Origin of the sequence: Bradyrhizobium sp. MOS003 (assembly GCF_003020125.1) — a bacterium.
In the GTDB taxonomy this organism is placed as follows: Bacteria; Pseudomonadota; Alphaproteobacteria; order Rhizobiales; family Xanthobacteraceae; genus Bradyrhizobium.
Map to the genome: position 1 here is coordinate 487,951 of NZ_PYFW01000001.1, position 13,809 is coordinate 501,759.

The 13,809-nt window shown below is 63.8% G+C and carries 11 protein-coding genes; 4 read left to right on the forward strand and 7 right to left on the reverse strand.

Annotated features, from left to right (window positions below):
- Positions 1–138: 138 nt before the first annotated feature.
- The gene (locus C7G42_RS02390; protein ID WP_106947482.1) at positions 139–1,104 is read right to left on the reverse strand and encodes a sensor histidine kinase; all 966 of its coding nucleotides are present in this window, start codon (positions 1,102–1,104) and stop codon (positions 139–141) included.
- A gap of 178 nt (positions 1,105–1,282) precedes the next feature.
- Here C7G42_RS02390 and C7G42_RS02395 point away from each other — a divergent pair, with 178 nt between their 5' ends.
- The gene (locus tag C7G42_RS02395; RefSeq protein WP_106947483.1) at positions 1,283–2,122 is read left to right on the forward strand and encodes an SDR family NAD(P)-dependent oxidoreductase; all 840 of its coding nucleotides are present in this window, start codon (positions 1,283–1,285) and stop codon (positions 2,120–2,122) included.
- Between the two features lie 149 nt (positions 2,123–2,271).
- Here C7G42_RS02395 and C7G42_RS02400 read toward each other — a convergent pair whose 3' ends face one another.
- Positions 2,272–3,645, reverse strand: coding sequence for a cytochrome P450 (locus tag C7G42_RS02400; RefSeq protein ID WP_106947484.1), 1,374 nt, complete (start codon positions 3,643–3,645; stop codon positions 2,272–2,274).
- Positions 3,646–3,786: 141 nt separating this feature from the next.
- A complete protein-coding gene (locus tag C7G42_RS02405; protein WP_106947485.1) occupies positions 3,787–5,022 on the reverse strand; it encodes an LLM class flavin-dependent oxidoreductase in 1,236 nt (411 codons plus the stop codon).
- A 489-nt stretch (positions 5,023–5,511) separates the two neighbouring features.
- Between C7G42_RS02405 and C7G42_RS02410 the strand changes: the two genes are divergently transcribed.
- Positions 5,512–6,693: an extracellular catalytic domain type 1 short-chain-length polyhydroxyalkanoate depolymerase gene (locus C7G42_RS02410; RefSeq protein WP_106948817.1), complete on the forward strand. Its 1,182-nt coding sequence runs from the start codon at positions 5,512–5,514 to the stop codon at positions 6,691–6,693.
- 13 nt (positions 6,694–6,706) lie between these two features.
- Here C7G42_RS02410 and C7G42_RS02415 read toward each other — a convergent pair whose 3' ends face one another.
- Positions 6,707–7,387: an MBL fold metallo-hydrolase gene (locus C7G42_RS02415; RefSeq protein ID WP_106947486.1), complete on the reverse strand. Its 681-nt coding sequence runs from the start codon at positions 7,385–7,387 to the stop codon at positions 6,707–6,709.
- Between the two features lie 161 nt (positions 7,388–7,548).
- Between C7G42_RS02415 and C7G42_RS02420 the strand changes: the two genes are divergently transcribed.
- Positions 7,549–9,150 carry an alpha-amylase family glycosyl hydrolase gene (locus C7G42_RS02420; RefSeq protein ID WP_106947487.1) on the forward strand — a complete coding sequence of 534 codons (1,602 nt, stop codon included), beginning with the start codon at positions 7,549–7,551 and terminating at the stop codon, positions 9,148–9,150.
- A gap of 178 nt (positions 9,151–9,328) precedes the next feature.
- On the opposite strand, the gene C7G42_RS02425 is transcribed toward C7G42_RS02420, so the two are convergent.
- Positions 9,329–11,029 carry an alpha-amylase family protein gene (locus C7G42_RS02425; RefSeq protein WP_106947488.1) on the reverse strand — a complete coding sequence of 567 codons (1,701 nt, stop codon included), beginning with the start codon at positions 11,027–11,029 and terminating at the stop codon, positions 9,329–9,331.
- Between the two features lie 143 nt (positions 11,030–11,172).
- Here C7G42_RS02425 and C7G42_RS02430 point away from each other — a divergent pair, with 143 nt between their 5' ends.
- Positions 11,173–11,664: an MmcB family DNA repair protein gene (locus tag C7G42_RS02430; RefSeq protein WP_106947489.1), complete on the forward strand. Its 492-nt coding sequence runs from the start codon at positions 11,173–11,175 to the stop codon at positions 11,662–11,664.
- 122 nt (positions 11,665–11,786) lie between these two features.
- Here the strand turns inward: C7G42_RS02430 and C7G42_RS02435 are convergent, their stop codons facing one another.
- Both C7G42_RS02435 and C7G42_RS02440 read right to left on the reverse strand, forming a co-directional pair.
- Complete coding sequence (locus C7G42_RS02435; protein WP_106947490.1) at positions 11,787–12,341, reverse strand: ActR/PrrA/RegA family redox response regulator transcription factor; 555 nt, start codon at positions 12,339–12,341, stop codon at positions 11,787–11,789.
- A 102-nt stretch (positions 12,342–12,443) separates the two neighbouring features.
- A complete protein-coding gene (locus tag C7G42_RS02440; RefSeq protein WP_106947491.1) occupies positions 12,444–13,766 on the reverse strand; it encodes an ActS/PrrB/RegB family redox-sensitive histidine kinase in 1,323 nt (440 codons plus the stop codon).
- Positions 13,767–13,809: the final 43 nt, after the last annotated feature.

A 13,809-nucleotide genomic window follows, 5' to 3' on the forward strand; every position in this document is an offset into this window, starting at 1 on the left:
GTACGGAGAAATACGGGGCTGTTTTGGGAGAAACTTGCGGCGATGCGACGCGCGCCGACGATCGTCATTAACAGAGCGTCAACAGCGCCGGCGAAAGTGCGGGCGGCGCGCGGGTCGGCTTTCGCTTGACGCGCGATGCTACTCGCTTTGCGGGATGCGGCACTGCATGATGCAATGCAGCCCGGTCTTCATGTATGAGATCTCGGTCTTGCCGTCGAAGGCCGACAGCGCGGATTTCAGCAGCTTGGTGCCGAAGCCGGGCTCTGACACCTTGTCTACGCTCGGCCCCTCTGTCTCGTCCCAGGTGACAGTCAGGCGGTCGTCGCTCACGGTCCATGACACCTGCAGCAGACCGCGCGGCGAGGAAAATGCGCCGTATTTGCCCGCGTTGGTGGCCAGTTCGTGAAACATCAATGACAGCGTGACCGCGAGCTTCGGCGGCAGGAACAGCCGATCGCCATTCAGGGTGAAGCGGACATGGCCGTAGGGGCCGAGTTCCGAGATCAGGAGGTCGCGAATGTCACAGCCGGCCTTGTCGATCCGCGAGATCAGATCGTCGGTCGCGGCCAGCGAGCGCAGCCGCGGATCGACCCGGGCCCAGACCAGCGGCTCGTCATGCAGCACCTGATGCAGCACGGCGTGAGCCGTGGACAGCTTGTTCTTCAGCCGGTGCTGGAGCTCGTCGACCAGCAGCTTGCGATAATCCTCTTCCTCGATCAGGCGCTTGGATATCCGGCGCTGCTCCGCCAGCATGGTGCGATAGTGCTCGACGCCCCAGATCGTGAGCGCACAGACCGCCCAATAGAGTGCCAGCAGGGCAAACCGCGCGCGATCGGCAAAGGCATCGCCGAAATTTACGACGACGCCAAGCATGCCGCCGACCAGCGCGGTCACGACCCCGATCCGGAAGCCTCCGAACGCGGCGGCAAAGAACACCGCTGGAAAATAGGGGGTGAAGTAGACGTCGGGCCGCACATGCGCCAGCGCCCAGCGCGTCAGCGTCGCAACCAGCAGGCAAGCCGCGGCAAACGCGATGCTTAGACCGAGCGAAGGCGGCGCTGTACCCTGCCAGCCCCTGCGGAATTCCTCGATCAACTTCCCCATGCGCAGCCAGTTGCGATATGCGTTCGAAAATCGAGCGTCCTGTGAAGATGTTACGCATCCCGCCCGCACAAGCATAGCTTGCCTTGTCGGAGACAGGCGGGGATAGTGGCGCCCGCCGTGATGGCAGCGGCCGATGTTCGCCATTTGGCATCAAATCGTTCGAAAACAGGGACATTCCATGGGCAGGCTGGACGGCAAGGTTGCGGTGATCACGGGGGCCACGAGCGGGATCGGATTGCGCACTGCGGAAGTCTTCGTTGCCGAAGGTGCCAAAATTGTGATCGCAGGGCGGCGTCTACCGGAGGGCGAGGCCCTGGCGAAGCAGCTCGGCGCCAACTGCATCTTCCGCCAGACCGACGTGACGGTCGAAGCGCAGATGCAGGCGCTGATCGCGCTCGCCGTGGACAAGTTCGGCCGGATCGACTGCCTGTTCAACAATGCCGGCGGCCCGGCGCAGACCGGCGGCATCGAGGGTCTCGAGGTCGATCGCTTCGACGCGGCAATGGCGACGTTGGTGCGCAGCGTCATGCTCGGCATGAAGCACGCCGCGCCCGTCATGAAGAAGCAGGGGTCGGGCAGCATCATCAACAACGGCAGCATCGCCGGACGCCTCGCCGGCTATTCGTCGTCGCTGGTGTACGGGGCGGCCAAGGCTGCTGTAATCCATCTGACAAAATGCGTCGCGATGGAGCTCGGTGAATCCAACGTGCGCGTCAACTCGATCTCGCCCGGTGCGATCGCGACCGGCATTTTCGGCAAGGCGCTCGGGCTTTCGACCGATGCGGCCGAACAGACGCCCGCCATGTTGCGCGACGTCTACAAGACCGCCCAGCCGATCCCGCGCGCCGGCCTGCCCGACGATATCGCCTACGCTGCGGTGTTTCTGGCAAGCGACGAATCCAGCTTCGTCAACGGACATGATTTCGTCGTCGACGGCGCCGTCACTGGTGGCCGCAACTGGACCCAGCAGCAGCAGGGGCTGTCGGCGCTGCGGAAGGCGTTCGACGGAGGCGCGTAAGCAACCACGGCGAGGGTGCCGTAGGGTGGGCAAAGCGAAGCATGCCCACGAAATTTTTCCGTCGCGAGAGATCGTGGGCACGGCGCTCCGAGCCTTTGCCCACGGAAAGACTCTGGATTGCTTCGCTTCGCTCGCAATGACGGCTGCGGCTAAACCGCCTTCACCCGCACCTTCAGGCCGTCCCGCGGCTTCGGGATCGGCCACATCTGCCAGTCCGGCTTGTAGCCCTCGTCCAGCGACACCTCGATGTTCTGCAGGAAGTGCCGCGCAAAGCACTTCGCCTGCATGTAGGCGAAGTGCAGGCCAAGGCACATATGCGCGCCGCCACCGAACGGGACCCAGGCGAAGCGGTGGCGGTTGCGCTGCGCCTCCTCGGTGAAGCGCAAGGGATCGAACCTATCAGGCTCCGGCCAGATCTCCTTCATGTGATGCGTATAGAGCGGATTGACGCCGACCGCGGTGCCGGCGGGAATCGTATAGCCCTTGAAGCTGAAATCGCGCATGGCGCGGCGCGGCATCGAGGGCACCGGCGGCTTGATCCGTAGCGCCTCCTTGAACGCCATTTCGGACAGTGGCATCTTTTCGAGATCGTCGAAGCTGCTCGGCGCATCGGCCGCGAGCCCGAGCGCGAGAACTTCCGCGCGCAGCCTGTCCTGCCAGTCCGGATTGGCGGCGAGTTCGCCGACGAACGACGTCAGCGACGAGGTCAGCGTGTCGTGCGCCGCCATCATCAGGAAGCTCATGTGGTCGATGATGTCCTGCTCGGACAGCAGCGCGCCGTCCTCATGGGTGGCGCGGCAGAGCTGCGAGAACAGATCATCGGCGCCGTGATTGCCGCGTCGCAGCGGAATCTGCTCGCGGAAATAGGCGACGATGCGTTTGCGCCCCCTGACGCCGGCGGCCATCTGGGTGCCGGGCAGGGGACGGCGGATCGGCGCGACAGCGGCGGCGACCATGTCGACGAAGGCGCGGTTGATCTCGTCGACCTCCGGCCCGATATCGGCGCCGAGGAAGGACGCCGCCGCGAGATCCAGCGTGAGCTGCTTCATCGCCGGGTAGAGCTGCATCTCGCCGGGCTTGGCTTTCCACTGCGCGACCCGCGCGGAGATGCCGCGGTCGAGATCGGCCAGATAGGATTTCATCGGCCCCGACTTGAACGCGACCGACAGCGCCTTGCGGTGCAGCCGGTGCTCGTCGAAATCGAGCAGCATCAATCCGCGCGGAAACAACAGGCCGAGCACCTTGTTCCAGCCGTGCGTGGACGAGAACAGCTTCTGCTGGTCGAACATCACGAGTTCGTTGGCCTCGGGCCCGAGCAGCACGACATTGGTCTCGCCGAACACATGGGTGCGGTAGACCGGGCCGTATTTGGCGCCGTTCGCCTCGATGTGGCCCTTGGGATCGGCCAGCACCTGGAAGGTCTTGCCGACGATCGGCCATCCTTCGTCGCCGGGGATGTGCGTCAGCTCATTGCGCCTGGGGGCGGTGAACGGAAGCGCAGGGGCGACATTCTGCATCGACATGACGATTGCTCCGGTTGGCCGACCGACAGAAATCGCGCGACCGCGGCATTAATACGGCTGCGCCAGGCTGATGGGATCAGCATAGCACAGGCCGGTATCACGTACTCATGATAGTGGTTATAGGTGTAGCCTTGATGAGGCCTAGCGCTTCGCCGCTTCCTTCTGCAGATCCGGCGCGTTGACGGCGGGGATGGCGACGCGGCCGGGGCCGGTCACCTTCAGCGCTTCGGCGGCCTTCTCGTTCTCCATGATCTTGGCCATCACGGCCTGGCCCGCACGCTCGAAGATGGCACGGTTCTCGATCACGAATTTTTGCGACCGCCGCAGGCCGTCGATATAGCCGTTGATCTCCGGCACGACATAGCGCGCCACCATGTCCCAGCTCCGCCGCGTGGCTTCCGGATTGGCCCAGTCGTGCACGAAGCCGATGATGGCGCCGACGCCGCCGGAGACCTGCATCACGTTCTTGATGGTTTTGACGAGATCGTCGGGCGTGCCGATGGTGGACGCCGCGCCCTCGACGAAGGCGGTCTTGTCCACGGCCTCGTCGGGCGAGGAGAACGCGGTCAGGCCCGGCCGCTGCAGCGTGCCGACATTATATTCGTTGTGCCAGCGCATCAGCCCGGCGCCGGATTCCTTGCGCGCCTGCTCGCGGGTCTCGGCGATGTGGAAGGTCAGCAGCACGCGCCAGTTGGCGCGGTCGACCTTCGTGCCGTGCTTCTTCGCGGCGTCCTCGGCGAACTGCCATTGCTGCTGCAGCGACATCAGCCCCTGCGTCGTCATCGAGCCCAGCGAGATGATGCCGCAGCCGTATTTGCCGGCGAGCGTCATGCCGGAAGGCGATATCTGCGAGGCCACCACGAACGGCATTTCTTCCTGCAGCGGCAGGATCTGCAGCGCGGCGTCGTTCATGGTGAACCAGTCGCTCTTCGCCGTGACGCGCTCACCGTTGAACAGCCGGCGGATGACGCCGATCGCCTCGTCCTGGCGGTCGCGCTGCGTCATCGGATCGATTCCGAGCGTGTGCGCGTCGGAGGCGAGAGCGCCCGGGCCTGAGCCGAAGATGGCGCGGCCGCCGGTCATGTGGTCGAGCTGCACCATGCGCTGGGCGACGTTGTAGGGATGATGATAGGGCAGCGACACCACGCCGGTGCCGAGCTTGATTCGCTTGGTGCGCTCGCCGGCCGCGGCCAGGAACATCTCGGGCGAGGCGATCATCTCCCAGCCGGAGGAATGGTGCTCGCCGCACCAGAACTCGTCATAGCCGAGCGCATCGAGCTGCTCGACCAGGTCGAGGTCGCGCCGGAACTGGAGCATCGGATGCTCCCCGATCGGGTGATGCGGGGCAAGGAAGGCTCCGAACTTCAGGCGCGCCATGGCGTTCTCTCCGGCTTTGATTTTCTGTTTGTTGAGGCGGTGAGGCTACGTGCCGGAGCATGCGAACGCAATCGCCCGGTGTCCCGTGTTGCGGAATGCAGGCATGCGGATGTCTTCTCTCTCTCCTCGCAAGCGGAGCGAGGTGCAGATCGCCGCGACAGCGTCATCCCGTTTCCCACATCCAGCAGCCCGGCGAGTTCACGAAGCCGTCGCATCCGGTGTCCGTAGCGACCGAATCTCTGCAATCAGCGCGCGCAGGCCTTGTCGTTTCCCCCGTGCTGTCGAGGCGTTGATCACGATCTGGACCGCATTCCGGCGCGAATGTGCCGCGCATCTGCACGAAGTTGAGGCAGCCTGGTTAATGCATGCGAAATCCGCAGGATTTCCCGGGATTCCATGGTGACCGACAGCACACGGTCTTTTTATTTTGCACTGCAGCAACTATTTGATTGAGGTGGACGTTGTTGGGTCACCCACTTGGAGCTGCCGGTGTCATTAGCGAAGAATCTTGAACTGTTGCGGCAGCTCCCCAAGCTGGATGGGTTTCGCTTGCGCGAATTCGGCCTTAGCGCATCGAGCGCGCTGGAGGAGGTCACGGGCTTCGGCTCCAATCCTGGTCAGCTGCGCATGTACAGTTTTGTGCCGGCGCAGTTGCAGCAACCGCGCGCGCTGGTCGTCGTCTTGCACGGCTGCGGCCAGACTGCGGCCGCTTACGATCTCGGCGCGGGATGGTCGACGCTGGCAAATCATTACGGATTCGCCCTGGTAATGCCGGAGCAGCAGCGCGCCAACAATGCCAACACCTGTTTCAACTGGTTCAACACCGAAGACATCACGCGCGACAGCGGTGAGGCGCAATCGATCCGCGAGATGATCGCGCACATGGCCAAAACCCACGGCATCGACGCGCGGCGAGTCTTCATCACCGGTCTGTCCGCCGGTGGCGGCATGACCTCCGTGATGCTCGCGACCTATCCGGAAGTCTTTGCGGCCGGCGCTGTTGTCGCGGGCCTGCCTTACGGCATCGCGACCAATCTGCGCGAAGCACTGGACGGCATGTTTCATTCGCCAGATCGGCCGGCGCGGGAACTCGGAGACCTCGTACGACAGGCGTCGAACCACCGTGGGCCCTGGCCGAAAATCTCGGTCTGGCATGGCAGCGCCGACCGCACCGTCAATCCCGGCAATGCCAACGCGATCGTCAAGCAGTGGCTGGATCTGCATGGCCTGCCCGGCGCCCCGATGGCCGAGACGATCGTCGACGGATACCCGCGCCAGACCTGGTGGGACAAGGACGGCGAAACCGTCGTCGAATCCTTCGCCATCACCGGCATGTCGCACGGCACGCCGCTTGGCATTGCCGACAACGATCAGCGCTATGGCGTCGAAGGTGCCTTCCTGATTGAAGCTGGAATTTCGTCGTCCTACCACATCGCCAAGTTCTTCGGCCTGACCAACTGGATTCCAAACCTTGCCACGAAGAAAGTGGCCGCAAAGTCTGCTCCAGCGCCGAAGACGGTGACAGCACTGTCACCCGCGCCGCATCTCGCCAGGTCGATCCGATCGGCTGTCGCCGATCAACCGGCCAAGCCGAACCCCGAAAAAAGCCGCAGCCTCGATATCAGTGCGGTCATCACCCGCGCGCTCACCGCCGCAGGATTGATGAAGTAGCGCGCGTCGCGACTCACGTCTCGCCGGTGATGAACGGATTGGTCATCCGCTCCTGGCCGATGCTGGAGCCGGCGCCATGGCCGCAGATGAAGCCGACATCGTCGCCGAGCGGCAGCAGCTTGGTGAGAATCGAGTTGATCAGCGTGGCGTGACTGCCGCCGGGCAAATCGGTGCGCCCGACCGAGCCGGCGAACAGGACGTCGCCGACATGGGCGAAGCGCAGCTGCTTGTTGAAGAACACCACGCTGCCCGGCGAGTGGCCGGGGCAGTGGTAGATGTCGAACATGAGATTGCCGATCGACACGGTGTCGCCCTCTGCGAGCCAGCGGTCGGGCGCAAAGTTGCGCACGCCGGTTATGCCGAAGCGTGCGCCGCTCTCGACCACATTGTCGAGCAGGAACTTGTCCGCTTCATGCGGGCCCTCGATCGGCACTTTCAGTGCATCGCGCAAATCGGCAGCACCGCCGACATGGTCGATATGACCGTGGGTCAGCCAGATCTTCTCCACGGTGACGCCGGTCTGCTTGATCGCGTCAAGGATCTTCGGAACGTCACCACCGGGATCGATCACCACCGCCTTCTTGCTGGGCTCGTCCCAGATGATGGTGCAGTTCTGCTCGAACAGCGTCACGGGGACGATGATCGCGCCGGCTTTGGCTTGCGAAGAGTCTTGGGTGTCGTTTTGCTCGGTCATGGCGCCACAATGCCGATTTTTGTCAGGCCGCCAAGCAAAAGATTCGGGCCTGCTCCCTGGAACAACGGTCACACGGCGGTCCAATTAGCCTCCCAATTTGAACCGGGGCGGTGTTGTCGCGTTCTCCCGCGCAAGACGCAGATTCCGGGTGGTCTTTTCGCATGACTCAAAGCAACGAGAACTGGTGGCGCGACGGCATTTTCTATCAAATCTACCCGCGCTCGTTTCAGGACTCCGATGGTGACGGCGTCGGCGATCTCGCCGGCATCTTGCGGCGGCTGCCTTACGTCAAATCGCTCGGCGTCGATGCGATCTGGCTGTCGCCGATTTTTCCCTCGCCGATGGAAGATTTCGGCTACGACATCTCCGACTATACCGGCATCGAGCCGCTGTTCGGCACGATGGCGGATTTCGATGCGCTGATCGCGGCCGCCCACGACAACGGCCTGAAGCTGATCCTCGACCTCGTGCCGAACCACACCTCCGACCGGCATCCCTGGTTCGCCGAGAGCCGCGCCTCGCGCGACAATCCCAAACGCGACTGGTACGTCTGGCGCGATCCGGCACCCGATGGCGGGGTGCCGAACAATTGGCTGTCCGAGTTCGGCGGCAGCGCGTGGCAGTTCGACGAGGCCACGGGGCAATATTATTACCACGCCTTCCTCGCCCAGCAGCCGGACCTGAACTGGCGCAATCCGGACGTCCGTGCCGCGATCTACGACGTGATGCGGTTCTGGCTCGACAAGGGCGTCGACGGCTTTCGCGTCGACGTCATCTGGCACCTGATCAAGGATTCCGAATTCCGCGAAAATCCGCCCAATCCGCATTACGTCGAGGGACGGCCGCCGAACGAAAGGATCCTGACGCAATATTCCACCGATCAGCCGGAGGTGCATGATGTCATCGCCGAGATGCGGCGCGTAACCGATGAGTTCGGCGCCCGTGTGCTGATCGGCGAGGTCTATCTGCCGCTACATCGGTTGATGGCCTACTACGGCAACGATCTCACCGGCGCGCAGATGCCGTTCAACTTCGCGCTGCTTTCGACCTTCTGGAGCGCGCGATCGATCGAAAGGATCATCGAGGATTACGAGAAGGCCCTGCCGCGCGGCGCCTGGCCGAACTGGGTGCTCGGCAATCACGATCGCCCGCGGGTCGCGAGCCGCGTCGGGCCGGAGCAGGCGCGAATCGCCGCCATGCTGCTGCTGACGCTACGCGGCACGCCGACGCTCTATTACGGCGACGAGATCGGCATGCAGCAGGTGGCCATCGCGCCGGAGGATGTCCGCGACCCCTTCGAGAAGAACGTGCCGGGCATCGGTGTCGGCCGCGACGGCTGCCGCACGCCGATGCAGTGGGACGCGTCCGAATTCGCCGGCTTTTCGGCGGCGCGACCGTGGCTCCCGCTGCCGGAGCACTATGTGCGCGACAATGTCGTCAATCTCGAAGCCGATGCGCGCTCGATCCTCAACCTCTACAAGCGTCTGATCAGCTTGCGGAAGAGCAGTCGGCCGCTGGTCGCGGGCGATTATCGTCCGATCACGGCGCAAGGCAATCTCTTGATCTATCGCCGCGAGGCCGAGGGACACGCGGTGATCGTGGCGCTCAATCTTGGCCCCGATCCCATCGCGGTCACGACCAGCGCGATCCGTTTCGGCAGTGAGATCCTCCTGTCGACGTTCCTGGATCGTGAGGGCGAGCGAATCGAAGGCGTGCTGGATCTGCGCGGCAATGAAGGGGTGATCGTATCGCCGCCCGCCTAGCCGTTGTCCCGGACAAGCGCAGCATGACAACAAAAGGGGCCGCTGCTATCTCCTCGTCATTGCGAGGAGCTCTTGCGAGGAAGCCAATCCAGAATCCCTTAACGGAAAGATTCTGGATTGCTTCGCTGCGCTCGCAACGACGATCGCTGCAGCGGGGGAGCAAATGAAGGCCTTCACCTCAGCCCGGATGCTTATTTCCCTTCGCCGTATTCTCGTCGATGTCGCTCCGCTTCAGCAGATAATCCAGCCCGCCGACGCGATACCAGCGGTAGCCATACGGCTCCAGCATGATTCGATGCTGGCCGCGCTTGTCGGCGTGGCTGTGGTCCTCCGCGAGCAGATTGATCAGGTGTTCGCCGGCGTCGCCGGGCAACCCGACCGAGAACGCGGTCTCGCGCGGCTTGTCATCCAGATTGTGCACGAACAGCACCGAATTGTTGCGCCAGTCGTAACGCATGATGAACACGGCGGGATCGCGCGTCGCAATGATCGCGAAATCGCCCCAGCCGATTTCCGGCACCTCCTTGCGCATGCGGACGATGCGTTCGGTCCAGTTCAGCATCGAGTTGGAATCGCGCCGCTGCTTTGCGACGTTGACATGATCGAAGCCGTAGGGCCCCTTGTCGATCACGGAGAATGCCGGCTTGTCGCTCTTGGTGAAACCGCCATGCGGTTCGGTCGACCATTGCATCGGCGTGCGCGCGCAATTGCGTTCCGGCAATGAGAGGTCATCGCCCATCGCGATCTCGTCGCCATAGCGGATCACAGGCGTTCCGGGCAGCGTGCACATCAGGCTGTAGGCGAGCTCGAGCCGCCTGCGGTCACCGCCAACCATCGGGGCGAAGCGGCGCCGGATGCCGCGGTCGTAGAGCTGCATGTCCTTGTCGGGGCCGAAGCGTTTGAAGACGAGGTCGCGCTGCGCCTTGGTCAACCGTCCCAGATCGAGCTCGTCGTGATTGCGCAGGAACAGGCCCCATTGCGCCGCGGCCGGCCGCGGCTTTGTCGCTTTCAGCGCTTTCGCGAGCGGACGCGAGTCGGCGGAGGCCAGCGCATAGAACAGGTGCTGGTTGACGTGGAAGTTGAACATCATGTGCATGCGGTCGCCATCGCGGCCGAAATACTCCATGTCTGTTTCCGGCAGCACGTTGGCTTCGGCGAGGATGATGGCGTCGCCCTGCCGCCATTGCAGGAATTCGCGGAACGCGCGCAGCATGTCGTACTGCTCGACCGGCTTCTTCACCTTGGCGCCCTTGGTGGCGATCACGAAGGGCACGGCGTCCATCCGGAAGCCGGAGACGCCGAGCTGGATCCAGAAGCCCATGATCTTCAGGATCTCGGCCTGAACGTGCGGGTTCGAGGTGTTGAGATCAGGCTGGAAATCGTAGAAGCGGTGGAAATAATACGCGCCGGCCTCCTTGTCGCGTGTCCAGGTCGTCTTCTGTACGCCGGGAAACACCATGCCCGTGTTGGCGTTGGCGGGCTTCTTGTCGGACCACACGTACCAGTCGCGATAGGGCGAATTCTTGTCGCGCCGCGCTTCCTTGAACCAATGGTGCTGGTCCGAGGTGTGGTTGACGACGAGGTCGATGATGATGCGGATGCCGCGCTGCTTGCAGCCATGGGTGAATTCGACGAAGTCGCCGAGCGTGCCGTAGCGGGGGTCGACGCTGTAATAGTCGGCGATATCGTAGCCGTCGTCGCGGCCGGGCGAGGTCTGGAACGGCATCAGCCAGATCGTGGTAATGCCGAGCCCGTGCAGATAGTCGAGCCGGCGCAGCAGGCCCTTGAAGTCGCCGACACCATCGCCGTTGGCGTCCATATAGGTGCCGACGGAGAGGCAATAGATCACGCCGTTCTTGTACCAGAGATCGTCGATCATGCCGGGGCAGCCCTCTTCGGTCCGCCCACGACCGGCGGCGGCTGCGTGATAATTAAGAGCGGCCAGAGTGGTTCCCGCTCTCGCCGTGCACCCGCTGTCGCCACGGAATGACGGACGGAATGGAATCGGCTATCCTCCCACCCATGGACAACGCCGCCCGGAACATCACCCTCGTGCCGCCGCCCGATCGCCGTCAGTCCGAGACGGCGCTGGCCATTGCGCGCGGCACCGCGCGGCTGCTGCGTTCGCTCGGCTTTACCTGCATCAGCGAATTGCCGCTGCCTTCGGGCCGGCGCGCCGATCTGGTGGCGCTGAACGAGCGCGGCGAGATCTGGATCGTCGAGATCAAATCGTCGGTGGAGGATCTGCGCGCCGACCAGAAATGGCACGAATACCGCGCCCATTGCGATCGGCTGTTCTTCGCCTTCACGCAGGACCTGCCGTGCGAGATTTTTCCGGAAGGCACCGGCCTGATCATCGCCGACGCCTATGGCGCGCACCTGCAGTGCGAAGCGCCCGAGCACAAGCTCGCTGCCGCCACGCGCAAGCAGATGACGGTACGGTTCGGAATGGCAGCAGCGCTTCGGATCAACCGGCTGGTCGACCCGCAGGGACACGCTGATTTCTGGGAATAGCGTGGTCTCGTCCCGGACGCGCTGCAGTGCCGTAGGCAAAGCGAAGCGTGCCCACGAGCTCTATCCAATCCAGACATATGGTGGGCACGGCGCTGCGCGCCTTTGCCCACCCTACGAGACCATTACCGCGGCGCGCGCTTGGCGAGAATCCGCTGCAACGTCCGCCGATGCATGTTCAGCCGGCGTGCCGTCTCCGAGACGTTGCGGTTGCACATCTCGTAGATGCGCTGGATGTGCTCCCAGCGGACGCGGTCGGCGGACATCGGGTTGGTCGGCAGATCGGACTTGTCCGCGCTGGTCGACAGCAGCGCCGCGACGACGTCGTCGGCATCGGCGGGCTTGGAGAGATAATCGATCGCGCCCATCTTCACCGCGGTGACGGCCGTGGCGATGTTGCCGTAGCCAGTCAGCACGATCGCGCGCGCATCGGGGCGCTTCTTCTTCAGCGCCGAGACCACGTCGAGGCCGTTGCCGTCACCGAGCCGCAGATCCACCACGGCGAATGCGGGTGCGGCCTTGCCGATCTGCGCAAGTCCGTCGGAGACGGTATCGCATGAAGTCACGGCAAAGCCGCGCGTTTCCATGGCGCGCGATAACCGCTCCAGGAACGGCTTGTCATCTTCCACGATCAGCAGCGAGCGATCGGTCTGTTCGTTCAGTTCGGCGATGGCGTTCAAGGTTTTGTCCTCTCTCCAGCGCGTCTACATATGGCGTCGCAATCGCGCAGTGCCAAGGCGGCAAATAGTCGATCCGCCCCGTCGTGCGACGCAAGGTCGCGGCTATCCTATTGTTTCTTCGAGGCTCTCGATAGCCTCAAAACGCTGGCGCGGCCATGTAATCTGGACCACGGCGCCGTGGTCCGGGAATATCCGGTTGGTAAACGAGACCTTGGCGCCGGTGCGTTCCAGCAAGGTACGCGCGATGAACACGCCCAATCCGAGACCGCGTCGCTCGCCGCCGCCCTCATCCGTGGTTCGCCGACGCGACAAATAGGGCTCGCCGATCCGATTCAGGATGTCGGGCGGAATGCCGGGGCCGTCGTCGGAGATCAGAAGCTCGATCGTGTCCTTGTTCCACCACGCGTTCACCTCAACGGTGGTACGGGCGAAATCGACCGCGTTCTCGACGATGTTGCCGACGCCGTAGAGGATCGCCGGGTTGCGCGAGCCGACCGGCTCGGACACGGCGGCGACCGCGATCCGCACCTTGATCTCGACGCCGAAATCGCGGTGCGGGGCCACCACTTCCTCGATCAGCTCCGACAGCTTCATGCGGTCGAACGGCGCGCCGGTGGAGGAGAGCTGGGTGATCTTGCTCAAGATGTCGCGGCAGCGCTGGGTCTGCTCGCGCAGCGTCTTCAGGTCGGCGGCAAAGCTGGCGTCCTTGACCGTCTTTTCCAGCTCGCGCGAGATCAGGAAGATCGTGGCCAGCGGCGTGCCGAGTTCGTGCGCGGCCGCAGCGGCAAGGCCGTCGAGCTGGGTCAGATGCTGTTCGCGCGTCAGCACCAGCTCGGTCGCGGCCAGCGCATCTGCGAGCTTGCGCGCCTCTTCGGTCACCTGAAACGAGTAGAGGCTGGTGACGCCGATCGCGAGCACGATCGAGAGCCAGATGCCGACGAGATAGATCGGCGGCAGCACCAGGGGATCGTCGGAATCCCAGGGCAGCGGCAAATGGAAGAAGAACAGGACCGAGGCGCAGGCCACCGCGAGCACGCCGAGGCCGAATGTGGAGCGCGCCGGCAGCGCCGTGGCCGAGATCAGCACCGGCGCGAGGAACAGGAACGAGAACGGGTTCTGCAGTCCGCCGGTGAAGTACAGCAGACCGGCCAGTTCCACGATGTTCAGCGCGAGCAGTCCGGCCGCCTGCATCGGCTCCAGCCGCTGCATCGGATTGGCCGCGGTCTGGAGCGCCAGATTGAGTGCTGCCGACAAGGCGATGATGCTGACGCATGGGACGATCTCGACGTTGAATTCCAATCCCTGCGCCACGATGAAGATCGCGGCGAGCTGGCCCAGCACCGCCAGCCAGCGCAGCCGCAGGATGGTGTCGAGTCGGATATGCCGCTGTGCGTGGCGGAAGTCAGTATCGGCAGTCTCGGTCATCTCGGCCAATGTGGCGGTGCCTTCTCGATCACAAACGCGGGCT